Origin of the sequence: Kaistia adipata DSM 17808, assembly GCF_000423225.1 — a bacterium.
GTDB lineage: Bacteria > Pseudomonadota > Alphaproteobacteria > Rhizobiales > Kaistiaceae > Kaistia > Kaistia adipata.
The window spans coordinates 34,536-59,437 of sequence record NZ_AUHO01000006.1; the positions used below are offsets into that span (position 1 = coordinate 34,536).

Sequence of the window (24,902 nt, forward strand, 5' to 3'; positions counted from 1 at the left end):
AGCGTGCAATTGCGTTGCGCGGGCCGCGCTCAGCGGCCGTGCCGCTCCAGCCATGCATCGGCGCCGCGCAGGTCGATGCCGATCTCGGCGCCGAACGGGATGACGGCGTTGCGGTCCATGCGGTGATCGAGCACCTCGCCGATCGCATAGAGGGTGAGCGAGCGCGTGCCGCTGCGGCAATGCGCGAGCGTCGGGCCGTCGACCTTGGCCAGGAAGGCCTGGAGCGCGCGGACGTCGCCTTCGGTGATCGAGGCGCCTGTGACCGGGATATGGGCATAGGCGAGACCGGCCGCGGCCGCCGCGGCCGCCTCATCCGCCGAGGACGGCTGAGTCGCTTCCTCGCCATCGGGGCGATTGTTGACGACGGCCTTGAAGCCGGCGGCCGCGACGCCCGGGAAATCCTCGAGCGCGAGCTGGCCTGCAATGGAAATCTTGTCGTTGATCTTGACGTATGCGGTCATTGAGCTGTTCCGGTTTGTGGACTGCGGCCGACGAAGCCGATGACATGTCTCGCTTGTCGCAGGTTCGCAAGGCCAATTGAAGACGATTATTGTGGTTGCGGGCCGCTGCGGGCCCTGGCGGCCCCCGGGGCCCATGATTGCGAGGATGCGCCCGATGCTGGAGCTGTTGACGCCGGCCGAAATGACGGAGGCGGACCGGCTGACGATCGCCGCCGGGACGCCCGGCATCGCGCTGATGGAAATCGCGGGGCGCGCGGTCGCCGACGCCGCTGCGGCGCGCTGCACCGGCGCGACCGTGGCGATCGCTTGCGGGCCTGGCAACAATGGCGGTGACGGCTTCGTCGCGGCGCGTCTGTTGCGCGAGCGCGGTTTCGATGTCCGGCTCGGGCTGCTCGGGCCGCGCGATCGCCTCAAGGGCGATGCCGCGCTGGCCGCCGATCGCTGGCGGGGCGACGTCTTGCCGCTGGCGGCGCTCGATTTCTCGGGCGTGGCGGTGGTGGTCGATGCGCTGTTCGGCGCGGGTCTCGACCGCGCCGCGACGGGCGAGGCGGCGGAGGCGATCGCGGCGATCAACGCGTGTGGTGCGCATGTCGTCGCCGTCGACCTCCCGAGCGGGATCCAGGGCGAGACGGGGCAGGTGATGGGCGTCGCCGTGCGGGCCGATGAGACGGTCACCTTCTTTCGGCCGAAGCCGGGGCATGTGCTGATGCCGGGCAGGGGGCATGTCGGGCGACTGACGGTCGCCGACATTGGCATTCTTGCCGACGTGCTGGCCGAGATCCGGCCGCGCGCCTCGCTCAATCGGCCGGCTCTCTGGCGGGGCGCGATGCCGGCGCTGAAGGCCGATGGCCACAAATATGATCGCGGCCATGCCGTGGTCGTCTCGGGCGGCATGACGCAGACCGGCGCCGCGCGGATGGCGGCGCGCGCGGCGCTCCGGGTCGGGGCCGGGCTGGTGACGCTCGCCTCGCCGCCGGACGCGCTCGCGGTCAATGCCGCGCATCTGACGGCGATCATGCTGAAGCGGATGGACGGGGCGGCGGGGCTCGCCGCCCTGCTCGAGGACCGGCGCCTGAACAGCGTCGGGCTCGGCCCGGGACTCGGCTCGGTCGACGTGGCACGCCCGCTGGTCGAGGCGGCACTGGATTCCGACGCCGCCGTGGTGATCGACGCGGACGGGATCTCGGCGTTTCGGTCCGATCCCGAGGCGCTGTTTACTCGCATCCGCGATCGCGCCGCCCCGGTGGTGCTGACGCCGCATGACGGCGAATTCGCCCGGCTCTTTCCCGATCTCGCGGAACTGCCGGGCAAACTCGACCGGGCGCGCCAGGCGGCGGCGCGCTCCGGCGCCGTCGTGCTCTTGAAGGGGGCCGACACCACGGTCGCCGATCCCGATGGCCTCGCCGCGATCGCCGACAACGCGCCGCCCTATCTGGCGACGGCGGGGGCCGGCGACGTGCTGGCGGGGATGATCGTCGGACTGCTGGCGGACCGGATGCCGGCCTACGAGGCGACGACGGCCGCCGTCTGGCTGCATGGCGAGGCCGGGGCCGTGCTGGGGCGCGGATTGATCGCGGAAGATCTCGCCGACGCGCTTCCCCGTGTGTTCATGCGGCTTTTCGTTTGACCCTGCGATTGCTGATGCTATAGAGGCCCCACCTTGGCCGGAGCCTAGCCGCGGCCGGTTATTGCGGGCGTGGTGAAATTGGTAGACACGCTGGATTTAGGTTCCAGTGGCTTGCGCCGTGGGGGTTCAAGTCCCTCCGCCCGCACCAACGCTCGGAATAAGCCGTGAATGCCACCGGGCGAGACGCCAAAGAACCGATCGGATCAAGACAGAAAGCGCTGAACATGCAGGTGACCGAGACCCTCGCAGAGGGCCTGAAACGTGAACTCAAGATCGTGGTCCCGGCGACCGAGCTCGACAGCCGCCTCTCGGCGCGTCTGGAGGAGATGAAGGGCCAGGTCCAGCTCAAGGGCTTCCGTCCGGGCAAAGTGCCGGTTGCACATCTGCGCCGGATCTACGGCAAGTCGGCGATGGCCGAGATCGTTCAGAACATCCTGAACGAGAACGCCCGCAAGACGCTCGAGGAGCGCGGCGAGCGCGCCGCCCTGCAGCCGAGCTTCGACCTGCCCGAGGACGAGGCCGATGCCGGCGAGGTGCTCGAAGGCAAGAAGGACCTCGCCTACACGATGTCCTACGAGGTTCTGCCGAAGTTCGAAGTCGGCGATCTCAAGGGTATCAAGATTGATCGCCCGGTCGCCGAAGTGACTGACGAGGAAGTCGATGCCGAGGTCAAGCGCCTCGCCCGCGACTCGGCCGAGTACCAGCCGAAGGACGGCGCGGCCGCCGACGGCGATCGCCTGACCATCTCCTATCTCGGCAAGATCGACGGCGAGGCCTTCGAGGGCGGCGCCGATGACAGCGCGTTCGTCCAGCTCGGCTCGGGCCGGTTCATTCCGGGCTTCGAGGAGCAGCTGGTCGGCGCCAAGGCCGGCGAAGAGCGCGTCCTCAACGTGACCTTCCCCGAGAACTACGGTGCGGCGCACCTGGCCGGCAAGGCCGCGACCTTCGACGTCGTCGTCAAGGAAGTCTCGGCTCCGGTCGAGGCGACGATCGACGACGAGTGGGCGAAGAAGTTCGGCATCGAGTCGCTCGACGAGCTGAAGGCGACGATGCGCCAGCAGCTGCAGAGCCAGCTCGGCGCCGCGACCCGCACCAAGGTCAAGCGCCAGCTGCTCGACCAGCTCGACGAGAAGCATGCCTTCGAACTGCCGCCGACCATGGTCGAGCAGGAGTTCCAGAACGTCTGGAACCAGGTCACGCAGGACCTGCAGCGTTCGGGCCGCAGCTTCGCTGACGAGGACACGACGGAAGAGGCCGCCAAGGCCGATTACCGCAAGATCGCCGAGCGCCGCGTGCGCCTCGGTCTCGTGCTCTCGGAAATCGGCGAGAAGAACGAGATCCAGGTCACGGACGAGGAAGTGCAGCGCGCGCTCGTCGACCGCATCCGCCAGTTCCCTGGCCAGGAGAAGCAGGTCTACGACTTCTACCGCAGCAACCCGGATGCGCTGGCCAGCCTGCGCGCCCCGATCTTCGAGGAGAAGGTCGTCGACTACCTGCTCGGCCTCGCCGACATCACCGACAAGACGGTGTCGCGCGAAGAGCTGATGAAGGAAGACGAGGAAGAGGCGAAGGCCTGATCGGCTGCGCCGGGCCGGCCGGTTTCGGTCGGTCGATCACGACATCTCCTGCTCCGGCTGTCGCCGGGGCAGGATTCCGCCGGTGGCTCGGCTGACGCGTTTCAGAACCGACGGATCCCGGCCCCGCAGGAATGACGACTGCGAATGGGCTCGCCGCCACCCCTTCCGAACACAGACGGCGTACCATATGTATGGGCCTTCGAGCCCCGGGAATCGGTCGTGCCGAGTGAGGTCGGGCCGGGGCATCTCAAGGTAATCGTGGCAGTCCACTGCGCCGAAGGAAGATCATGAAGGATCCTATCGACCTCTATATGAACACGCTGGTGCCGATGGTCGTCGAGCAGACCAACCGCGGCGAGCGTGCCTACGACATTTATTCGCGTCTGCTGAAGGAGCGGATCATCTTCGTCACGGGTCCCGTCGAGGACTACATGGCGACGCTGATCACCGCCCAGCTTCTCTTCCTCGAGGCCGAGAACCCGAAGAAAGAGATCGCGATGTATATCAATTCGCCCGGCGGCGTCGTCTCGTCGGGCCTGGCGATCTACGACACCATGCAGTTCATCAAGCCGGCCGTCTCGACGCTCTGCGTCGGCCAGGCCGCGTCGATGGGCTCGCTGCTGCTGACCGCCGGCGAGAAGGGCATGCGCTTCGCGCTGCCGAACGCTCGCGTCATGGTGCATCAGCCGTCCGGCGGCTATCAGGGCCAGGTGACGGACATCCTGATCCACGCCCGCGAGGTTGAGAGCCTGCGCAAGCGGTTGAACGAGATCTATGTTCACCACACCGGCCAGGACATGAAGACCGTCGAGGACGCGCTGGAACGCGACAATTTCATGGTCGCCGAGAGGGCGGTCGAGTTCGGCCTGATCGACCAGGTCCTGACGAGCCGCGAGGCTCTGGAAGCGGTCAAGAAGGACTGATCGCGCCGAATTCCGGAATGAAGCCCTGGCGGCCGGCTGTACGGCAGCCGGTCGCGACATTAAGTATCTATTGATCATGTCGCGCCTAGCATGGTTGGATCGCACCCTTCGGAGTGCGTCCGTCCGCGGGGCAAAAAGGGTCCGAATTCTCGATCGCCGGTTGGTCGGCATCGTGCGGATGAGACATCGAATAAGTCGTTTGGAGAGCTCGAATCCGAACGGCAGCGAGGTAGACGGATGAGCAAAGTCAGCGGCAGCGACACCAAGAATACGCTCTATTGCTCGTTTTGCGGCAAGAGCCAGCACGAGGTGCGCAAGCTGATCGCAGGGCCGACGGTTTTCATCTGCGATGAATGCGTCGAGCTGTGCATGGACATTATCCGCGAGGAGTCCAAGTCCTCGCTGGTGAAATCGCGCGACGGCGTTCCCACGCCGCTCGAGATCTGCGCGGTCCTGGACGACTATGTGATCGGCCAGCGTCACGCCAAGCGCGTGCTGTCGGTCGCGGTCCACAATCACTACAAGCGACTGAACCACGCGGCGAAGAACAACGACGTCGAGCTGGCCAAGTCGAACATCCTGCTGATCGGCCCGACCGGTTGCGGCAAGACGCTGCTCGCGCAGACGCTCGCCCGCATCCTCGACGTGCCGTTCACCATGGCCGACGCGACCACCCTCACCGAGGCTGGCTATGTCGGCGAGGATGTCGAGAACATCATCCTGAAGCTGCTCCAGGCCGCCGACTATAATGTCGAGCGGGCGCAGCGCGGCATCGTTTATATCGACGAGGTCGATAAGATTTCGCGTAAGTCCGACAACCCGTCGATCACGCGCGATGTCTCGGGTGAGGGCGTCCAGCAGGCGCTTCTCAAGATCATGGAAGGCACGGTTGCCTCCGTGCCGCCGCAGGGCGGCCGCAAGCACCCGCAGCAGGAGTTCCTGCAGGTCGACACGACGAACATCCTGTTCATCTGTGGTGGTGCCTTCGCCGGTCTCGAGAAGATCATCTCGGATCGCGGCCGTTCGACCTCGATCGGCTTCGGCGCCAATGTGTCGGCGCCGGAAGACCGTCGTACCGGCGAACTGTTCCGCAGCGTCGAGCCCGAGGATCTGCTGAAGTTCGGCCTGATCCCGGAATTCGTCGGCCGTCTGCCGGTCCTGGCGACGCTCGAGGACCTCGACGAGGCGGCGCTGATCACCATCCTGACCGAGCCGAAGAACGCGCTCGTGAAGCAGTATCAGCGCCTGTTCGAGATGGAGAATGTCGAGCTGACGTTCCACCCGGACGCGCTCTCCGCGATCGCCAAGCGCGCCATCGAGCGCAAGACCGGCGCCCGCGGACTGCGTTCGATCATGGAGGCGATCCTGCTCGAGACGATGTTCGACCTGCCGGGCCTCGATGGCGTCCAGGAAGTCGTCATCTCGGCCGAGGTCGTCGAGGGCTCGGCCCGTCCGCTCTACATCTACGCGGAGCGCGAGGAAGAGGTCGTCGCCAACGCCGGCGCCTGATCGCCCGGATCATCCAGCATGCGAACGGCGGGGCCAGTCCCCGCCGTTTTTTTTGTCCGCCGCCCGGCCGCGGCGCGCCGGAGCGGCGCGACCCGGCGGCATGGGGCAGGGCGCCCGCGGCCGATTTCCGGGCATCGTCTTGCGGTGCGGGCGTTGGCCGGCAGAATCCCCGCTGGTGCATCCTTGTGGCGCGGCGCGCAGCTTGACACCCCGATGGTGCGACGCCACCTATTGATCAACGCGTCGGAAGACGTTCAGACCCCGAGTCGACCCACCGGCCGTCTTTCCCCTAGCCGTTGGTTCATCTCCAAGCCGTGCGGTGCCTGATGGGGCCGCATCGGTTCGAAAGGAATGCCTCATGACAGCTGATACCAAGCGTTCGATCGGCCTCGAAGCAGGCGACGAACTCTATCCGGTCCTGCCGCTGCGTGACATCGTCGTGTTCCCGCATATGATCGTGCCGCTCTTCGTCGGGCGCGAAAAGTCGATCCGTGCGCTGGAAGAGGTGATGCGGGCGGACAAGCAGATCCTGCTGGCGACCCAGCAGAACGCCAGCGACGATGATCCGGCGCCCGAGGCGATCTTCCCCGTCGGCACGCTCGCCAGCGTGCTGCAGCTGCTGAAGCTGCCGGACGGCACCGTCAAGGTGCTGGTCGAGGGCATCGCGCGCGCCGAGATCGGGCGCTACACCGACCACGAGGCCTATTACGAGGCCCATGGCACCGTGCTCGAGGACGATTTCGGCGACAAGGTCGAGGTCGAGGCGCTCGCGCGCTCGGTCGTGACCGAGTTCGAGAACTACGTGAAGCTCAACAAGAAGGTCTCGCCCGAGGTCGTCGGCGCGGTGACGCAGATCGACGACTATTCCAAGCTCGCCGATACCGTCGCCTCGCATCTCGCGATCAAGATCCCCGAGAAGCAGGCGATCCTCGCGCTGCCGACCGTGGCCGGCCGGCTCGAGCGCGTGCTCGGCCTGATGGAGAGCGAGATCTCGGTCCTGCAGGTGGAGAAGCGCATCCGCTCCCGCGTCAAGCGGCAGATGGAGAAGACGCAGCGCGAGTACTACCTCAACGAGCAGATGAAGGCGATCCAGAAGGAGCTGGGCGATCAGGAGGACGGCAAGGACGAACTGGCCGAACTCGAGGAGCGTATCGCCAAGACCAAGCTCTCGAAGGAAGCCAACGAGAAGGCGATGGGCGAGCTGAAGAAGCTGCGCCAGATGTCGCCGATGTCGGCCGAGGCGACGGTGGTTCGCAACTACCTCGACTGGCTGCTCGGGATCCCGTGGGGCAAGCGCTCCAAGGTCAAGCATGATCTGCGTTTCGCGCAGGAGGTGCTCGACGCGGATCACTACAGCCTCGACAAGGTCAAGGATCGGATCATCGAGTATCTGGCCGTGCAGAGCCGCGCCAACACGCTGAAGGGCCCGATCCTCTGCCTGGTCGGCCCTCCGGGCGTCGGCAAGACCTCGCTCGCCCGCTCGATCGCCAAGGCGACTGGCCGTGAATATGTCCGCATGTCGCTTGGCGGCGTGCGCGACGAGGCCGAGATCCGTGGCCACCGGCGCACCTATATCGGCTCGATGCCCGGCAAGGTCATCCAGTCGATGAAGAAGGCGAAGAAGTCCAATCCGCTCTTCCTGCTCGACGAGATCGACAAGATGGGCCAGGACTTCCGTGGCGATCCGTCGTCGGCCCTGCTGGAGGTGCTGGATCCGGAGCAGAACAGCTCGTTCAACGATCATTACCTCGAGGTCGACTACGACCTGTCGAACGTGATGTTCGTGACGACGGCCAACACGCTGAACATCCCCGGTCCGTTGATGGACCGTATGGAGATCATCCGCATCGCCGGATACACCGAGGATGAGAAGCTGGCCATCGCCAAGAACCACCTTCTGCCGAAGGTCGTGAAGAATCACGGCCTGAACGAGAAGGAGTTTTCGCTGAGCGAGGAAGCTCTCCGCTTCATCATCCGTCGCTACACTCGGGAAGCCGGTGTCCGTAGCCTCGAGCGCGATCTGGCCACGCTGGCGCGCAAGGCGGTCAAGGACATCCTGCTGAACAAGGTGAAGTCGGTCGCGGTCACCGAGGCGGTCGTCGAGGAATATCTCGGCGCTCCCCGCTATCGCTACGGCGAGGCGGAGCTCGAGGACCAGGTGGGCGTCGTCACCGGCCTCGCCTGGACGGAAGTCGGCGGCGAGATCCTGACGATCGAGGGCGTCATGATGCCCGGCAAGGGCCGCATGACCGTCACCGGCAACCTGCGCGACGTGATGAAGGAATCGATCTCGGCGGCGGCGTCCTATGTCCGCTCGCGTGCGGTTGATTTCGGCATCGAGCCGCCGCTGTTCGACCGGCGCGACATCCACGTGCACGTGCCGGAAGGCGCGACGCCCAAGGATGGTCCTTCGGCCGGCATCGCGATGGTGACGGCGATCGTCTCGACCATGACCGGCATCGCCGTCCGCAAGGACGTCGCCATGACGGGCGAGATCACGCTGCGTGGTCGCGTCCTGCCGATCGGCGGGTTGAAGGAGAAGCTGCTCGCGGCGCTGCGCGCCGGGATCAAGACGGTGCTGATCCCCGAGGATAATGCGAAGGATCTCGCCGAGATCCCGGACAACGTCAAGAACGGCCTCGAGATCATCCCCGTCGCCCGGATGGACGATGTTCTGGCTCACGCTCTGGTGCGCAAGCCGGAGCCGATCACCTGGGACGAAAGCAAGGTGGCGACCGAGAAAGCGGTCGTCTCGGACGATGACGCCGCAGCCGCGCTGACGGCCCACTGAGCTTCGGAATCCCGTGCAGAATCGAACGCCCGCCACCTTGGCGGGCGTTTTTGTATCAAAATTCGCAGATTTATCGCGCAAAAGCGCAGAATCCTGCCAGTTCCGCTTGCCATGGGGCCGGTTTTCAGGGATTTCTCGCGCTCGGTCGGGTCATGCGAATCGTCCCGACTCAAGACCTGAGAAAGGATCATCCATGGCTAACAAGAACGATCTCATCGCCGCCGTCGCCGAACGTACCGGCATGTCCAAGGCCGCCGCTGCGGAGGCTGTCGACGCCACGTTCGACGTGATCACGGCTGCCCTGAAGTCGGGTGACGAAGTCAAGATCATCGGTTTTGGTAATTTCAGCGTGGCTGCCCGCGCCGCGAGCGAAGGCCGCAATCCGCGTACCGGCGAGACCATCCAGATCGCCGCTTCCAAGACGCCGAAGTTCAAGGCCGGCAAGGGCCTGAAGGACGCCGTCAACTAAGCCACCATCAGGCTTGTTGAGTTTTAGCGGCCTTGCGCTGACCGGCGCGGGGCCGTTTATTTTTGCCGGTTCCGTGGACGACGCGCCCCCGCCCCCTTGAAAGGCAGGGCGACTTTCGCCTACACGTCTGCGCCGGAAGATTTCCGGGCGGTTAGCTCAGTTGGTAGAGCGCCTCGTTTACACCGAGGATGTCGGGAGTTCGAGTCTCTCACCGCCCACCATTCCTTCCCGCCTGCCTCTCCCACGCCAGCACCATCCCGTCTCCGTCGTCGCCTTTGGCCGCGGCCGTGATCCGCTTCGCGACAGGCGCGCGCCGGCCCGGCCGGGCAGGGGGCATGGATGGGGGCGGGCAGCGTTTATCCGGCTCGATAGTTTTTCCACAATGGCGCCGGAAAGCGTGCTTGACTTGGATAGGGCCGTACCGTACTTCAGCGCTCAACACGGCGCGGCAACAAGCTGCGACGGCCCCGGAAGGGGACCCCAGCGGGGGTGTAGCTCAGTTGGTTAGAGCGCCGGCCTGTCACGCCGGAGGTCGCGGGTTCGAGCCCCGTCACTCCCGCCACTTCTTCCCTGCAGGTGACAACTGCTAGGAACCGCGGAACAAAGGATCCGCCGGCGATCGTCCGGCGCGTTCGTTTCGCAAGCACGACGCGGCGCCAATCGCCGCGACGCCCCGAGAGGGGGCACCCGCGGGGGTGTAGCTCAGTTGGTTAGAGCGCCGGCCTGTCACGCCGGAGGTCGCGGGTTCGAGCCCCGTCACTCCCGCCATTTTCTTCTCCCATCGTTCTCTGGTTATCCACTCGACGTCTGCGGGCGGTGGCCGCGTCATTCGCGTTCGATCGCGCCGGCGACGCTCGCCTTCTTCCTGTCGGTGGCGCAGGCGCCCGATACCGGCAGGATGCTCTATGGCGCGCACTTCCTCGCGGGCGCCGCCTGGGGCGCTGGGGTGGCCTCCGTGGCGCTGCCGCGCGGCCCGTCGCGGCCGCCATCGCTGGCGATCCTGGATCGTGCCGGGTGGCGCTTTCTCGCGGCTGCCGGGGGCGCCAGCCTGCTTGGCGCGCTGGCGGCGGTGGTCGGGGGCTGGCTCGCATGCCGGGTGGCTCCCTGCGGCCGCGCTGCGCGTGCTGAAGCCGACGCGGGGAGAGACGCTGAGCCGGATGAAGCAGCGGGGCATCGGCAGCCTGCTCGGGGCCGCTGCCGGCGGATTGCTGCTGGGCTTCTCGGGCGCGGCCTGGCTCCACGCGCTGATCGTCGGCGGGCTGGTGTTTGCCATGCTGGTGATTGGCGCCAAGCGCTACGGCGCCTGGACCTTCTGTCTCACCGCCGTGGCGCTCGCCTTCGACCTCGGTCCTGCTGCCGATCCCGTGCCGATGGCGCTCGATCGGGTGCTGCTGACGGCGGGCGGCCTGCTGGTGGCGACGGCTGTGTTCGCCCTGTTGCCTGGTCAGGAGGGTTCGCCATCAGCGGATCGGCGTTCGGGGACAGAATCCCTCGATCGCGCTTCCTAGCAGTACGGGCGGATCCAGCGTGCCGGAGCGCCGCACGGGTGGGGGAGGCGTTGAATACTGTTGCTGCGACGCAGCGACATAAAGATTAGGTCGCTCCCTGTGATAAGTTTATCCTTCCTCTGCTGGCGCCGGTCACGAATGATTCGCGGCCGGACGTCCTCCTCGGGAGGTTTTCATGGAAACTCTACTGCCTTTGATCATTCAGGTGGTTGCGGGCCTGATCGGTGGAAACGCGGCGGGTGCGGCGCTCAAGGAGAAGAGCCTCGGCACGACCGGCAACTCCATCGCCGGCGGTATCGGTGGTCTCATTCTGGGCCAGATCCTGCAGGCGGTGATGGGCGGCGGCGCCGGGGATGCCGCGGCGGCCGCGGCGGGCATGGACATTGGCAAGATCGTGACGGACCTGATCGGCGGCGGCGCCGGTGGCGCGATCCTGACGGCCATTGTCGGCATGCTCAAGAATCAGGCTTCCGGCGCGCGCTGAGGCGAAGTCCGGGACGGTCCGGCCCTGGCCGCGATCGGTCGGCACGGCGCACGGGGCCGAATTTCTGTGAATTCTACGGCGCGCGTTGGCGCGCCGATTTTGCAGGCGGAGTGCGGTGTCCAACCGGTTTGGTCGGGACATCTCGCCGCACACCGACCAGCTTTCATTCTTCCAGTTCTAATTTTTGCCCGTTTCCCGCCGCGATTGGCGGGGCCTGCGTCCAAGCGCCATGGCCGGAAGGCGGCACGGGGCTTGCCACGCCCTGCTGCCTCCGCTAAGCCTCGCCTCATGTTTCGACCGCCGCCCCGGCGGATCGCCGTTCGCACGGCCGGCCGATATCTTATTCGAGTGAAACGCTTGGCGGCGGTTTTTGCGCCGCACCATTGCAGCGCGGCAGCGCGGCTGCGCCCAATGGAGCAACGGAGCCGGACCATGGAAGACCTGTTGCGCGAATACCTTCCGATCGTGGTGTTTCTCGGAATCGCCCTGGTCATTGGTCTTGCGCTGTTGATCTCGCCGTTCCTCGTCGCCTACCGCAATCCGGATCCGGAGAAGCTCTCCGCCTATGAGTGCGGATTCAACGCCTTCGACGATGCGCGCATGAAGTTCGACGTGCGGTTCTACCTCGTCGCGATCCTGTTCATCATCTTCGATCTCGAAGTGGCGTTCCTGTTCCCGTGGGCCGTGGTGTTCGGCGACCTCGGCTGGTACGGCTTCTGGTCGATGATGATTTTCCTGGCCGTCCTCACGGTCGGCTTCATTTACGAATGGAAGAAGGGAGCGCTCGAATGGGATTGAGCGGAACCTCCGGCACCCAGGTCGCGGAGCGGCCGAAGGGCCTCGTGGACGCCTCCGGGCGTCCGATCGGTCATTCCGATCCCTTTTTCATGGACGTCAACGCCGAGCTGGCTGACAAGGGCTTCTTCGTCGCCGCCGCGTCCGACCTGATCACCTGGGCCCGCACGGGCTCGCTGATGTGGATGCAGTTCGGCCTGGCCTGCTGCGCCGTCGAGGGCCTGATGCAGGTCTCCGGCCCGCGCTACGATCTCGAGCGCTTCGGCGTCGCGCCGCGCGGTTCGCCGCGGCAGTCCGACGTGATGATCGTCGCCGGCACGCTGACCAACAAGATGGCCCCGGCGCTCCGCAAGGTCTACGACCAGATGCCGGAGCCGCGTTACGTCATCTCGATGGGCAGCTGCGCCAATGGCGGCGGCTACTATCACTATTCCTATTCTGTGGTGCGCGGCTGCGATCGCGTGGTTCCCGTCGACATCTATGTCCCGGGCTGCCCGCCGACGGCTGAAGCGCTGCTCTACGGCGTTCTGCTTCTGCAGAAGAAGATCCGCCGCACCGGCACCATCGAGCGCTGAAGGCACGGCATGGACGAGACCCTCAAACAGCTGGGCGACTACATCGTTGCGCACCGTGGCGCCGCCGTGGTGGGCTTTGAAATCGCTTATGGCGAGCTCAATGTCATCGTCGAGCGCGATGCCATCGCCGAATTCGTCAAGTGGCTCGCCAGCGATCCGAACACAGGCTTCGTGAACCTGGTCGATGTCTGCGGCGTGGACTATCCGCAGCGCGAAGAGCGCTTCGACGTCGTCTATCACCTGATGAGCCCGACGCGGAACCTGCGCATCCGCTTGAAGGTCATGACCGACGAGAACACGCCGGTGCCGTCGATTACCCCGATCTTGCCGGGTGCCGACTGGTTCGAGCGTGAAGCCTACGACATGTACGGCATCCTGTTCGTCGGCCATCCCGACCTGCGCCGCCTGCTGACCGACTACGGCTTCGACGGCCATCCGATGCGGAAGGACTTTCCGCTCACCGGCTATGTCGAGGTGCGCTACGACGACCAGCAGAAGCGCGTCGTCTACGAGCCCGTCCGCCTGACCCAGGAATTCCGCGACTTCGACTTCCTGTCTCCGTGGGAAGGCCCCGAATACGTGTTGCCGGGTGACGAAAAAGCCGGCGACGCCCCCAAGACCGAACAGAAGTCGAGCTGAGGCCCCCAATGGCAGAAGCCCAGGTTCGCCCATTCAACATCAACTTCGGCCCGGAGCATCCGTCCGCGCACGGCGTGCTTCGCCTCGTGCTGGAGCTCGATGGCGAGGTCATCAATCGCGTCGATCCGCATGTCGGCCTGCTGCATCGCGGCACCGAGAAGCTGATCGAACACAAGACCTACCTCCAGGCGGTGCCCTATTTCGATCGGCTCGACTATGTCGCGCCGATGAATCAGGAGCACGCCTTCGCGCTCGCGGTCGAGAAGCTGCTCGAGATCGAGGTGCCGAAGCGCGGCCAGCTGATCCGCGTCCTCTATTCCGAGATCGGCCGTCTCCTGTCGCACATCATGAACGTGACGACCTGGGCGATGGACGTCGGCGCGATGACGCCGCCGGTCTGGGGCTTCGAGGAACGCGAGAAGCTGATGATCTTCTACGAGCGCGCTTCCGGCGCTCGTCTGCACGCGGCCTATGTGCGTCCCGGCGGCGTGCATCAGGACCTGCCGGAGCAGCTCGTCCGTGACATCGGCGACTTCTGCGATCCGTTCCTGAAGCGGCTCAACGACATCGACCGCCTGGTCACAGGCAACCGCATCTTCAAGCAGCGCAACGTCAATATCGGCGTCGTGACGCTGGAGCAGGCGTGGAAGTGGGGCTATTCGGGCGTCATGGTGCGTAGCGCCGGCGCGGCCTGGGACCTTCGCCGGGCCCAGCCCTATGAGTGCTATTCGGAACTCGAGTTCGATATTCCGGTCGGCAATCATGGCGACAACTACGACCGCTTCCTCGTCCGGATGGCCGAGATGCGCGAGTCGGTCCGGATCATGAAGCAGTGCGTCGCGCGCCTGCTCGGTACCGAGAAGTCGGGGCCCGTCTCCTATACCGACAACAAGATCGTGCCGCCGAAGCGCGGCGAGATGAAGCGCTCGATGGAAGCGCTCATCCATCACTTCAAGCTCTACACCGAGGGCTATCACGTGCCCGCCGGCGAAGTTTACGCCGCCGTCGAGGCCCCCAAGGGCGAGTTCGGCGTCTATCTCGTCGCCGACGGCTCGAACAAGCCTTATCGCTGCAAGATCCGCGCTCCCGGTTTCGCGCATCTCCAGTCGATGGACTTCCTGTGTCGCGGCCACATGCTGGCCGACGTCTCCGCCGTTCTCGGTTCCATCGATATCGTGTTCGGAGAGGTTGACCGCTAATGTCCGTCCGTCGTCTCGCATCCGAGCAACCGGCGTCCTTCGCCTTCACGCCGGAAAATCTCACCTGGGCCGAGAAGCAGGTCACGAAGTTCCCGGAGGGCAAGCAGGCCTCCGCGGTGATCTCGATCCTGTGGCGCGTGCAGGAGCAGGAAGGCTGGGTCTCCGAGCCGTCGATCCGCTGGGTCGGCGAGTTCCTCGACATGCCCTATATCCGCGTCCTCGAGGTCGCGACCTTCTACACCATGTTCCTGCTCGCTCCGGTCGGACGCAAGGCGCACATCCAGGTCTGCGGCACGACGCCGTGCATGATCCGGGGCGCCGGCAAGCTGATCGAGCTCTGCCGCGAGCGCATCCACGCCGAGCCGCTCCATCCGTCGGCGGATGGCATGCTGTCGTGGGAAGAGGTCGAGTGCCTCGGCGCCTGCGTCAACGCACCGATGGCGCAGATCGTGCCGGATACCTACGAGGATCTGACGGTCGAGACGCTGGGCAAGCTGATCGACGACCTCGAGGCTGGCCGCCCGATCAAGCCGGGTCCGCAGATCGATCGCCATCATTCGGCGCCGGTCGGTGGCTTCCGCGCGCTGACGACCCCGGAGCTCTATGACGGCTCCATGGTCGGGCAGGGCGCCGGCCTGCAGGCCGCGCGCGAGGCGATCGCCGCCCGCGCCGCCGCGGCCGAGGAGGCAGCGCGTGCCGCCGCCGGCGAATCCAACCAGGCGAAGCAGGCCGCTCCGGCCGCCGACGCCGCCAAGAAAGAGTAGAGGAGCGGACGATGCTTTCGGACAAAGACCGCATCTTCACGAATATCTACGGCCATCACGACTGGGGCCTGCAGGGCGCGCTGAAGCGCGGCTCCTGGGATGGCACCAAGACCATCCTCGAGGCCGGTCGCGACTGGATCGTCGATCAGATGAAGGCGTCGGGCCTGCGCGGCCGTGGCGGCGCCGGCTTCCCGACGGGCCTGAAGTGGTCGTTCATGCCCAAGCAGAACGACGGTCGCCCGCATTATCTCGTCGTCAACGCCGACGAGTCGGAGCCGGGCACCTGCAAGGATCGCGAGATCCTGCGCCATGATCCGCACCACCTCGTCGAGGGCTGCCTGATCGCCGGTTTCGCGATGGGCGCCCACGCGGCCTACATCTATGTCCGTGGCGAGTTCATCCGCGAGCGCGAGCATCTGCAGGCCGCCATCGACCAGGCCTATGAGGCCCGCCTCATCGGCAAGAACAACGTCCATGGCTGGGACATGGACATCTACGTCGCGCATGGCGCCGGCGCCTATATCTGCGGCGAGGAAACCGCGCTGCTCGAGAGTCTCGAGGGCAAGAAGGGCCAGCCGCGTCTGAAGCCGCCGTTCCCGGCGAATGTCGGCCTCTATGGCTGCCCGACGACCGTCAACAACGTCGAGAGCATCGCCGTCGCCCCGACCATTCTGCGTCGCGGCCCCAGTTGGTTTTCGTCGATTGGTCGGCCGAACAATGTCGGCACCAAGCTGTTCGGCATCTCCGGCCATGTGAACACGCCCTGCATCGTCGAAGAGGCGATGGGCATTCCGTTCAAGGAGTTGATCGAGAAGCACGGCGGCGGTATCCGCGGCGGCTGGGATAATCTCAAGGCGATCATCCCCGGCGGCGCCTCGTGCCCGATCATCCCGGCCGAGCAGTGCGAAGACCTGATCATGGACTTCGACGGCACCCGCGCCGTGAAGTCGAGCTTCGGCACGGCCGGCGTGCTCGTGATGGACAAGTCGACCGACGTCATCCGCGCCATCGCCCGCATTGCTTACTTCTTCAAGCATGAGAGCTGCGGCCAGTGCACGCCGTGCCGCGAAGGCACCGGCTGGATGTGGCGCGTCATCGACCGCATGGCGCGCGGCGAAGCCGAGAAGCGCGAAATCGACATGCTTCTCCAGGTGACGACCCAGGTCGAGGGTCACACGATCTGCGCGCTCGGCGATGCCGCCGCCTGGCCCATCCAGGGCCTGATCCGGCATTTCCGGCACGAGATCGAGGAGCGCATCGACCTCTATTCCCGCAATCCCCGGCCGCTCGAGCGGCAGATGCTGGAAGCGGCGGAGTAAATCATGGCCAAGATCATCGTTGACGGCATCGAAGTCGACGTTCCGCCGGACTATACGCTGCTGCAGGCGGCGGAAGCCGCCGGTGCCGAGGTGCCGCGCTTCTGCTTCCACGAGCGTCTGTCGATCGCCGGCAATTGCCGCATGTGCCTGGTCGAGGTGAAGGGTGGTCCGCCGAAGCCGACCGCCTCCTGCGCGATGAACGTGCGCGACCTGCGTCCGGGCCCGAACGGCGAGCCGCCGGTCATGCTGACCAACTCGCCGATGGTGAAGAAGGCCCGCGAGGGTGTGATGGAGTTCCTGCTGATCAACCATCCGCTCGACTGCCCGATCTGCGATCAGGGCGGCGAGTGCGATCTGCAGGACCAGGCCATGGCCTACGGCGTCGACAAGAACCGTTTCGCCGAGAACAAGCGCGCCGTCGAGGACAAGTATATCGGCCCGCTCGTCAAGACCGTGATGAACCGCTGCATCCATTGCACGCGTTGCGTCCGCTTCACGACGGAAGTCGCCGGCATCTCCGAGCTCGGCCTGATCGGCCGTGGCGAGGACGCCGAGATCACGACCTATCTCGAGAAGGCTCTGTCGTCGGAGCTGCAGGGTAACGTCATCGACCTCTGCCCGGTCGGCGCGCTGACCTCGAAGCCGTTCGCCTTCACGGCGCGTCCGTGGGAACTGAACAAGACCGAGTCGATCGACGTCATGGACGCGGTCGGTTCGAACATCCGCGTCGACGTGCGCGGCCGCGAAGTGATGCGCGTGCTGCCCCGCCTCAACGAGGCGGTCAACGAGGAGTGGATCTCCGACAAGACGCGCTTCATCTGGGACGGCCTGCGCACGCAGCGTCTCGACCGTCCGTATCTGCGCGTCGACGGCCGCCTGAAGGCCGTGTCGTGGGGCGAGGCCTTCGCGGCGATCGCGGCCAAGGTGTCGTCGACCAGCGGTTCGAAGATCGGCGCCATCGCCGGTGACCTCGCCGCCGTCGAGGAAATGTACGCCCTGAAGGCGCTGATCGGCGCCCTGGGGTCGGCCAATCTCGACGCGCGGCAGGATCGCGCCGCGCTCGACCCGTCGCTCGGCCGCGCCAGCTATCTGTTCAACCCGACCATCGCCGGCATCGAGCAGGCAGATGCGATCCTGATCGTCGGCGCCAATCCGCGCAAGGAAGCCTCCGTCCTGAACGCGCGCATCCGCAAGCGCTGGCGCGCCGGCGGCGTCAAGATCGGCGTCATCGGCGAGGCGGTCGACCTGACCTACCCGCATGACTATCTCGGCGCCGGCCCGGAAACGCTGGCCGAGATTGCGGCCGGCAAGGGCGCCTTCGGCGAGATCCTCGCCAACGCCAAGCGGCCGATCGTCATCGTCGGCCAGGGCGCGCTCGCCCGCGAGGACGGCAAGGCCGTGCTCGCCACGGCGGCAGCCATTGCGGCGGCTCCCGGTCGCGACGAGGGCTGGAACGGCCTGGCCGTTCTGCACAACGCCGCTTCGCGCGTCGGCGCGCTCGACATCGGCTTCGTCCCGGCTGCGGGCGGCCTCGACACCGCCGGCATGATCGATGCGGCGGGGCAGGGCGCGCTCGACGTGCTCTTCCTGCTCGGCGCGGACGAGATCGACACGACGCGTCTCGGCTCGGCCTTCGTGGTCTATATCGGCACGCATGGCGATGCCGGCGCCCACCGCGCCGACGTCATCCTGCCGGCTGCCGCCTATACCGAGAAGTCGGGCACCTACGTCAATACCGAGGGCCGCGTCCAGGTCGCGCACCGCGCCGGCTTCCCGCCGGGCGACGCCCGCGAGGACTGGGCGATCCTGCGCGCCCTGTCGGACGTCGTCGGCCATCGTCTGCCGTTCGACTCGCTCGGTGAACTGCGCAAGGCGCTCTACGCCACGCATCCGCATCTCGCGGCGGTCGACACGATCCGCCCCGGCGACATCGCCGACGTCGCGGCGCTCGCCTCGGCGGGCGGTCAGCTCGGAAAGGCGGCCTTCGTCAATCCGATCCATGATTTCTATCTGACCAACCCGATCGCCCGCGCTTCCGCCACCATGGCGGAGTGCTCGGCGCTCGCGGCCGGCCAGATTGCCGCTGCTGCGGAGTGAGGCGGGAATGAACGGCTTCGTCGAAAACTACCTCATCCCCGGCGCGATCATCGTCGGCCAGAGCCTGCTGCTGCTCGTCCTGCTCCTGGTGTCGATCGCCTTCATCCTGCTGGCCGACCGCAAGATCTGGGCCGCCGTCCAGATCCGCCGTGGTCCGAACGTCGTCGGTCCCTTCGGCCTGCTGCAGTCCTTCGCCGACCTTCTCAAGTTCATCCTGAAGGAGCCGGTGATCCCGGCCGGAGCCAACAAGGGCCTGTTCCTGCTGGCGCCGCTCGTCACCGTGTCGCTGGCGCTCGCCGGCTGGGCGGTGATCCCGTTCAATGCGGGCTGGGTGGTCGCCAACATCAATGTCGGCGTTCTCTACCTGCTGGCGATCTCGTCGCTCGGCGTCTACGGCATCATCATGGGCGGCTGGGCTTCGAACTCGAAGTACCCGTTCCTGTCGTCGCTGCGCGCGGCGGCGCAGATGGTGTCCTACGAAGTCTCGATCGGCTTCGTGATCGTCACCGTGCTGCTCTGCGTCGGCTCGCTCAACCTGTCCGACATCGTGATGTCGCAGCAGGACGGCCTTGGCACCCGCCTCGGCCTGCCGGGCAGCTTCCTCGACTGGCATTGGCTCGCGCTGCTGCCGATGTTCGTCATCTTCTTCATCTCGGCGCTCGCCGAGACGAACCGCCCGCCCTTCGACCTCGCCGAGGCGGAGTCGGAGCTCGTCGCCGGCTTCATGACCGAGTATGGCTCGACGCCGTACATGATGTTCATGCTCGGCGAATACGCGTCGATCTGCCTGATGTGCGCGATGACGACGATCCTGTTCCTCGGGGGCTGGTTGCCGCCGGTGGACATCGCGCCCTTCACCTGGGTGCCGGGCATCGTCTGGTTCGTGTTGAAGGCACTCATGGTCTTCTTCATGTTCGCCATGGCGAAGGCTATCGTCCCGCGCTACCGCTATGACCAGCTGATGCGGCTGGGCTGGAAAGTATTCCTGCCGATCTCGCTGTTCATGGTCGTTCTGGTGGCCGCCGTTCTGCAGATTATGGGGTGGGCACCGTGATGCGCCTCGACCAGACCGCCAAGTCGATCTTCCTGTCGGAGTTCGTCTCCGCCTTCCTCCTCGCGATGCGGTATTTCTTCTCGCCCAAGACGACGGTGAACTACCCGTTCGAGAAGGGCGCGGTCAGCCCGCGCTTCCGCGGCGAGCATGCGCTGCGGCGGTATCCGAACGGCGAGGAACGCTGCATCGCGTGCAAGCTCTGCGAGGCGATCTGCCCGGCGCAGGCGATCACCATCGAGGCCGGCCCGCGGCGCAACGACGGCACCCGCCGCACGACGCGCTACGACATCGACATGGTGAAGTGCATCTATTGCGGGTTCTGCCAGGAGGCCTGCCCGGTCGACGCCATCGTCGAGGGGCCGAACTTCGAATTCGCGACGGAGACGCGCGAGGAGCTCTACTACGACAAGGAAAAGCTCCTGGCGAATGGCGACCGTTGGGAGCGCGAGATCGCGCAGAATATCAGCATGGACGCCCCCTACCGCTAGGCGGGGTGTGGTTGTGACGCAAATTGGGAGGGACGCCGCGGTCAGCCGCGCTGTCCAAGGGCTCGGATCATGATCCTGCAGACCATCTTTTTCTATCTGTTCTCGGCCATCGTCATCGCGTCCGCGCTGATGGTGATCTCGTCGCGCAACCCCGTGCACTCCGTGCTCTTCCTCATCCTCGCCTTCTTCAACGCCGCCGGCCTCTTCGTGATGCTCGGCGCGGAGTTCCTGGCGATGATGCTGGTCGTCGTCTATGTCGGCGCGGTCGCGGTCCTGTTCCTGTTCGTCGTCATGATGCTGGACGTCGATTTCACGGAGCTGCGCCAGGGCTTCCTGCAGTATCTGCCGGTCGGCGCGCTGATCGGCATCGTCCTGCTCGCCGAGCTGCTGATCGTGCTGAGCGGCTGGGTGTTCGCGCCCGACGTGCTCGCCAATCCGGTCCGTCCGATCCCCGAGCTGAACCAGCTGACCAATACCGAAGCGATCGGGCGGCTGCTCTACACCGACTACATCTTCTTCTTCCAGACGGCCGGCTTCGTCCTGCTGGTCGCGATGATCGGCGCCATCGTGCTGACGCTGCGCCACAAGCCGCGCGTCAAGCGCCAGGTCATCGCCGATCAGGTCGGCCGGTCGCAGAAGGTCGAATTGCACTCCGTTGAGCCCGGCAAGGGCATCTGAGGGAGAGACGAGGAAAACACCATGGCTATCGGTCTCTCTCACTACCTTGCCGTCGCGGCGATCCTGTTCACGCTCGGCGTGTTCGGCATCTTCATCAACCGCAAGAACGTCATCGTCATCCTGATGTCGGTCGAGCTGATCCTGCTCTCGGTCAACCTCAACCTGGTGACGTTTTCGTCCTTCCTCGGCGACCTCGTCGGTCAGATCTTCGCGCTGCTGGTTCTCACCGTCGCGGCAGCGGAGGCGGCCATCGGCCTCGCCATTCTCGTCGTCTTCTTCCGCAACCGCGGCTCCATCGCGGTCGAAGACATCAACATGATGAAGGGCTGAGGCCTGCCATGTATTCAGCCATCGTCTTTCTCCCTCTGATCGGCGCGCTCATCGCCGGCGTCATCGCGCTTTCGGGCAGCTACCGCGCCGCCATGGTCGGCGCGCCGAAGGAAAGCCTCGCCGACGCGCATGGTCATGACGCGCACGGCCATGCCGATCATCACCACGATGACCACGGCCACGGCCACGACGACCATGGTCATGGGGATCATGGTCATCACGCCGCGGCCCCGGGCTCGCGCCCGGCGGAGCTGATCACCACTGGCCTGCTGCTGGTTTCGGCGGTCCTGTCCTGGATCGCGTTCCTGACGATCGGCTCGCCGGAAGGCGAGACAGTTCGGGTCAAGGTGCTGCCCTGGGTCGCCTCGGGCACGCTGACCTTCGACTGGGCGCTGCGCATCGACACGCTGACCGCGATGATGCTGGTCGTCGTCACCTCGGTGTCGTCGCTCGTGCACCTCTACTCGATCGGCTACATGAGCCACGACGAGCACCGGCCGCGCTTCTTCGCCTACCTGTCGCTCTTCACCTTCGCCATGCTGATGCTGGTGACGTCGGACAACCTGTTCCAGATGTTCTTCGGCTGGGAAGGCGTGGGTCTCGCGTCCTACCTGCTGATCGGCTTCTGGTTCAAGCGCCCGTCGGCCAATGCCGCCGCGATCAAGGCGTTCGTCGTCAACCGCGTTGGCGACTTCGGCTTCGCGCTCGGCATCTTCGCGATCTTCGTGATGTTCGGCTCGGTCGATTTCGAGACCATCTTCGCCAACACGAGCAGCGTCGCCGGCCAGACGATCCACTTCCTGTCGTGGGATCTCGACGCCCTCACGGTGATCTGCATCCTCCTGTTCATTGGCGCGATGGGCAAGTCGGCGCAGTTCCTGCTGCATACCTGGCTGCCGGACGCAATGGAGGGCCCGACGCCCGTCTCCGCGCTCATCCATGCCGCCACCATGGTGACCGCCGGCGTGTTCATGGTCGCCCGCATGTCGCCGCTGTTCGAGCTGGCGCCGACCGCGCTGACGGTCGTCACCTTCTTCGGCGCGACCACGGCGTTCTTCGCCGCGACCGTCGGCCTGGTGCAGAACGACATCAAGCGCGTCATCGCCTATTCGACGTGTTCGCAGCTTGGCTACATGTTCGTCGCGCTCGGCGTCGGCGCCTATGGCGCGGGCGTGTTCCACCTGTTCACGCACGCCTTCTTCAAGGCGCTCCTGTTCCTCGGTGCCGGCTCGGTGATCCACGCCGTCTCGGGCGAGCAGGACATGCGCAAGATGGGCGGCCTGTGGAAGAAGATCCCGGTCACCTACTGGACGATGATGATCGGCACGCTGGCGCTGACCGGCTTCCCGCTGACGGCTGGCTACTACTCCAAGGACGCCATCATCGAGAGCGCCTTCGTCGCCCACAACGCCTTCTCCGGCTATGCCTTCGTGCTGGTCGTGGCAGCCGCGCTGATGACGTCGTTCTACTCCTGGCGCCTGGTGTTCATGACCTTCCACGGCAAGCCGCGCGCTTCGGAAGAGGTGATGAGCCACGTGCACGAGTCGCCGCTGGTGATGACCATCCCGCTCTATGCACTGTCGATCGGCGCGATCTTCGCCGGCATGGTTTTCGCGAACCAGTTCATCGGCGAAGGCTACGACCAGTTCTGGAAGGGCGCGCTCTTCACCGGACCCGAGAACCACATCCTGCACGAGATCCACGGCGTGCCGGCCCTCGTGAAGTACTCGCCCTTCATCATGATGGTGATCGGCTTCCTGGTGGCCTACTGGTTCTACATCCGCTCGCCCGAGACGCCGAAGCGCCTCGCGGCCGAGCAGCCGGTGCTCTACCGCTTCCTGCTCAACAAGTGGTACTTCGACGAGATCTACGACTTCCTGTTTGTGCGCCCCGCCAAGTGGCTTGGCCGCTTCCTCTGGAAGAAGGGCGATGGCTGGCTGATCGACGGGTTCGGTCCCGACGGCATCTCGGCGCGCGTCGTCGATGTCACCAACCGGGTTGTCCGGCTGCAGTCCGGCTACGTGTACCACTATGCCTTTGCCATGCTGATCGGCGTCGCTGCGCTGGTCACCTGGATGATGTTTGCGGGTTGAGGGGTTTTAGATGACTGACTGGCCGATCCTCTCGACCGTTACCTTCCTGCCAACGGTCGGCGCACTCCTGATCCTGCTCGTCCGCGGCGATGACGCCGCGTCGCGGCGCAACGTCTACTGGATCGCGCTCTGGACCACGATCGTCACCTTCCTGGTGTCGCTCCTGATCTGGATCGATTTCGACAACGCCAATGCCGGCTTCCAGTTCGTCGAGCGCACCGAGTGGCTCGGCGGCCGCATCGGCTACTCGATGGGCGTCGACGGCATCTCGATGCTGTTCGTCATCCTGACGACCTTCCTGATGCCGATCTGCGTGGTCGCGTCGAAGTACTCGGTGAAGAAGCGCTTCGCCGAGTACATGATCGCGTTCCTGATCCTCGAGACGCTGATGATCGGCGTATTCTGCGCCACCGATCTGCTGCTCTTCTACGTCTTCTTCGAAGGCGGCCTGATCCCGATGTTCCTGATCATCGGCATCTGGGGCGGCGCGCGGCGCGTCTATGCGGCGTTCAAGTTCTTCCTCTACACGCTGCTCGGCTCGGTGCTGATGCTGCTCGCCATCATGGCGATGTACATCCAGGCCGGCACGACCGACATCCCGACGCTGCTGCAGTTCCAGTTCCCTGCTTCGATGCAGACCTGGCTCTGGATCGCCTTCTTCGCCTCCTTCGCGGTGAAGATGCCGATGTGGCCGGTGCATACCTGGCTTCCCGACGCACACGTCGAGGCGCCGACGGCTGGCTCGGTCATCCTGGCAGGCGTGCTCTTGAAGATGGGCGGCTACGGCTTCCTGCGCTTCTCGCTGCCGATGTTCCCGATCGCGTCTGCCGACTTCGCGCCCTTCATCTACACGCTTTCGGTCATCGCCATCATCTACACCTCGCTGGTGGCGCTGATGCAGCAGGACATGAAGAAGCTGATCGCCTACTCGTCGGTCGCCCATATGGGCTACGTGACCATGGGCATCTTCGCCATGAACCCGCAGGGTGTCGAAGGCGCGATCTTCCAGATGCTGTCGCACGGCATCGTCTCCGGCGCGCTCTTCCTTTGCGTCGGCGTGATCTACGACCGGATGCACACTCGCGAGATCGCGGCCTATGGCGGCCTGGTCAACCGGATGCCGTTCTACGCCTTCGCCTTCCTCGTCTTCACGATGGCGAATGTGGGCCTGCCGGGCACCAGCGGCTTCGTCGGCGAGTTCCTGACCCTGATCGGCATCTTCCGCGTCAACACCTGGGTCGCGGCGTTTGCCACGACGGGCGTCATCCTGTCGGCCAGCTACGCGCTGTGGCTCTACCGCAAGGTGATCTTCGGCGTGCTCGACAAGGCCGCGCTCAAGTCGATCTTCGACCTGTCGCGTCGCGAGGTGGCCATCCTCGTGCCGCTGATCGTGCTGACGATCTTCTTCGGCGTCTATCCGATCCCCGTCTTCAACGTGACGGGGCAGGCGGTCGACAATCTGATTACCAACTATCAGGCCGCGCTCTCGGCTGCCGGCAAGCTCGCGCTGGCGGCGCAGTGA

Annotated in this window: 22 protein-coding genes and 4 tRNA genes; 25 read left to right on the forward strand and 1 reads right to left on the reverse strand. The window is 65.5% G+C overall.

Annotation, left to right across the window (positions count from 1 at the left end):
• Nucleotides 1–29: 29 nt before the first annotated feature.
• Nucleotides 30–461: a protein tyrosine phosphatase family protein gene (locus tag G539_RS0100230; protein ID WP_029073431.1), complete on the reverse strand. Its 432-nt coding sequence runs from the start codon at nt 459–461 to the stop codon at nt 30–32.
• Nucleotides 462–615: 154 nt separating this feature from the next.
• Here G539_RS0100230 and G539_RS0100235 point away from each other — a divergent pair, with 154 nt between their 5' ends.
• The 25 genes from G539_RS0100235 (at nt 616) to G539_RS0100355 (ending at nt 24,902) form a co-directional block, all read left to right on the forward strand.
• Nucleotides 616–2,088, forward strand: coding sequence for an NAD(P)H-hydrate dehydratase (locus tag G539_RS0100235; protein WP_245576771.1), 1,473 nt, complete (start codon nt 616–618; stop codon nt 2,086–2,088).
• A 63-nt stretch (nt 2,089–2,151) separates the two neighbouring features.
• A tRNA-Leu gene (locus G539_RS0100240) sits at nt 2,152–2,236 on the forward strand.
• A 76-nt stretch (nt 2,237–2,312) separates the two neighbouring features.
• On the forward strand, nt 2,313–3,665 hold the full coding sequence (gene tig, locus G539_RS0100245) for a trigger factor (protein WP_029073433.1): 1,353 nt from the start codon (nt 2,313–2,315) through the stop codon (nt 3,663–3,665).
• A gap of 287 nt (nt 3,666–3,952) precedes the next feature.
• Entirely contained in the window at nt 3,953–4,588 is a 636-nt protein-coding gene (locus G539_RS0100250; RefSeq protein WP_029073434.1) for an ATP-dependent Clp protease proteolytic subunit, read from the forward strand.
• Nucleotides 4,589–4,825: 237 nt separating this feature from the next.
• Nucleotides 4,826–6,097: an ATP-dependent Clp protease ATP-binding subunit ClpX gene (gene clpX / locus G539_RS0100255; protein WP_029073435.1), complete on the forward strand. Its 1,272-nt coding sequence runs from the start codon at nt 4,826–4,828 to the stop codon at nt 6,095–6,097.
• Nucleotides 6,098–6,455: 358 nt separating this feature from the next.
• Entirely contained in the window at nt 6,456–8,888 is a 2,433-nt protein-coding gene (gene lon / locus G539_RS0100260; protein ID WP_029073436.1) for an endopeptidase La, read from the forward strand.
• Nucleotides 8,889–9,081: 193 nt separating this feature from the next.
• Nucleotides 9,082–9,357: an HU family DNA-binding protein gene (locus G539_RS0100265; protein ID WP_018185388.1), complete on the forward strand. Its 276-nt coding sequence runs from the start codon at nt 9,082–9,084 to the stop codon at nt 9,355–9,357.
• A 145-nt stretch (nt 9,358–9,502) separates the two neighbouring features.
• A tRNA-Val gene (locus tag G539_RS0100270) sits at nt 9,503–9,578 on the forward strand.
• 264 nt (nt 9,579–9,842) lie between these two features.
• Nucleotides 9,843–9,919 (forward strand) — tRNA-Asp (locus G539_RS0100275).
• Nucleotides 9,920–10,048: 129 nt separating this feature from the next.
• Nucleotides 10,049–10,125 (forward strand) — tRNA-Asp (locus G539_RS0100280).
• A 137-nt stretch (nt 10,126–10,262) separates the two neighbouring features.
• Nucleotides 10,263–10,865, forward strand: a complete 603-nt coding sequence (locus G539_RS26465) for an FUSC family protein (protein ID WP_084639662.1) — start codon at nt 10,263–10,265, stop codon at nt 10,863–10,865.
• A gap of 175 nt (nt 10,866–11,040) precedes the next feature.
• Complete coding sequence (locus G539_RS0100290) at nt 11,041–11,349, forward strand: hypothetical protein (RefSeq protein ID WP_029073437.1); 309 nt, start codon at nt 11,041–11,043, stop codon at nt 11,347–11,349.
• A gap of 432 nt (nt 11,350–11,781) precedes the next feature.
• Nucleotides 11,782–12,147 carry an NADH-quinone oxidoreductase subunit A gene (locus G539_RS0100295; protein WP_029073438.1) on the forward strand — a complete coding sequence of 122 codons (366 nt, stop codon included), beginning with the start codon at nt 11,782–11,784 and terminating at the stop codon, nt 12,145–12,147.
• Complete coding sequence (locus G539_RS0100300; protein WP_029073439.1) at nt 12,138–12,719, forward strand: NuoB/complex I 20 kDa subunit family protein; 582 nt, start codon at nt 12,138–12,140, stop codon at nt 12,717–12,719. Before G539_RS0100295 ends, G539_RS0100300 begins: the two co-directional genes overlap by 10 nt.
• A 9-nt stretch (nt 12,720–12,728) precedes the next feature.
• Complete coding sequence (locus tag G539_RS0100305) at nt 12,729–13,358, forward strand: NADH-quinone oxidoreductase subunit C (RefSeq protein ID WP_029073440.1); 630 nt, start codon at nt 12,729–12,731, stop codon at nt 13,356–13,358.
• A gap of 8 nt (nt 13,359–13,366) precedes the next feature.
• Nucleotides 13,367–14,557, forward strand: a complete 1,191-nt coding sequence (locus G539_RS0100310) for an NADH-quinone oxidoreductase subunit D (RefSeq protein WP_029073441.1) — start codon at nt 13,367–13,369, stop codon at nt 14,555–14,557.
• Nucleotides 14,557–15,321 carry an NADH-quinone oxidoreductase subunit NuoE gene (gene nuoE / locus G539_RS0100315; RefSeq protein WP_029073442.1) on the forward strand — a complete coding sequence of 255 codons (765 nt, stop codon included), beginning with the start codon at nt 14,557–14,559 and terminating at the stop codon, nt 15,319–15,321. Before G539_RS0100310 ends, nuoE begins: the two co-directional genes overlap by 1 nt.
• 11 nt (nt 15,322–15,332) lie before the next feature.
• Nucleotides 15,333–16,640 carry an NADH-quinone oxidoreductase subunit NuoF gene (nuoF, locus tag G539_RS0100320; RefSeq protein ID WP_029073443.1) on the forward strand — a complete coding sequence of 436 codons (1,308 nt, stop codon included), beginning with the start codon at nt 15,333–15,335 and terminating at the stop codon, nt 16,638–16,640.
• Nucleotides 16,641–16,643: 3 nt separating this feature from the next.
• Nucleotides 16,644–18,737 (forward strand): NADH-quinone oxidoreductase subunit NuoG, encoded by a 2,094-nt coding sequence (gene nuoG / locus G539_RS0100325; RefSeq protein ID WP_029073444.1) that lies wholly within the window; start codon nt 16,644–16,646, stop codon nt 18,735–18,737.
• A gap of 7 nt (nt 18,738–18,744) precedes the next feature.
• Entirely contained in the window at nt 18,745–19,791 is a 1,047-nt protein-coding gene (gene nuoH / locus G539_RS0100330; RefSeq protein WP_029073445.1) for an NADH-quinone oxidoreductase subunit NuoH, read from the forward strand.
• Nucleotides 19,791–20,279 (forward strand): NADH-quinone oxidoreductase subunit NuoI, encoded by a 489-nt coding sequence (gene nuoI / locus G539_RS0100335; RefSeq protein ID WP_029073446.1) that lies wholly within the window; start codon nt 19,791–19,793, stop codon nt 20,277–20,279. The genes nuoH and nuoI overlap by 1 nt, the downstream gene beginning before the upstream one ends.
• A gap of 69 nt (nt 20,280–20,348) precedes the next feature.
• Nucleotides 20,349–20,957 (forward strand): NADH-quinone oxidoreductase subunit J, encoded by a 609-nt coding sequence (locus G539_RS0100340; protein WP_029073447.1) that lies wholly within the window; start codon nt 20,349–20,351, stop codon nt 20,955–20,957.
• Between the two features lie 21 nt (nt 20,958–20,978).
• Nucleotides 20,979–21,287, forward strand: a complete 309-nt coding sequence (gene nuoK, locus G539_RS0100345; protein ID WP_029073448.1) for an NADH-quinone oxidoreductase subunit NuoK — start codon at nt 20,979–20,981, stop codon at nt 21,285–21,287.
• An 8-nt stretch (nt 21,288–21,295) separates the two neighbouring features.
• On the forward strand, nt 21,296–23,380 hold the full coding sequence (gene nuoL, locus G539_RS0100350; RefSeq protein WP_029073449.1) for an NADH-quinone oxidoreductase subunit L: 2,085 nt from the start codon (nt 21,296–21,298) through the stop codon (nt 23,378–23,380).
• Between the two features lie 10 nt (nt 23,381–23,390).
• Nucleotides 23,391–24,902 carry an NADH-quinone oxidoreductase subunit M gene (locus tag G539_RS0100355; RefSeq protein WP_029073450.1) on the forward strand — a complete coding sequence of 504 codons (1,512 nt, stop codon included), beginning with the start codon at nt 23,391–23,393 and terminating at the stop codon, nt 24,900–24,902.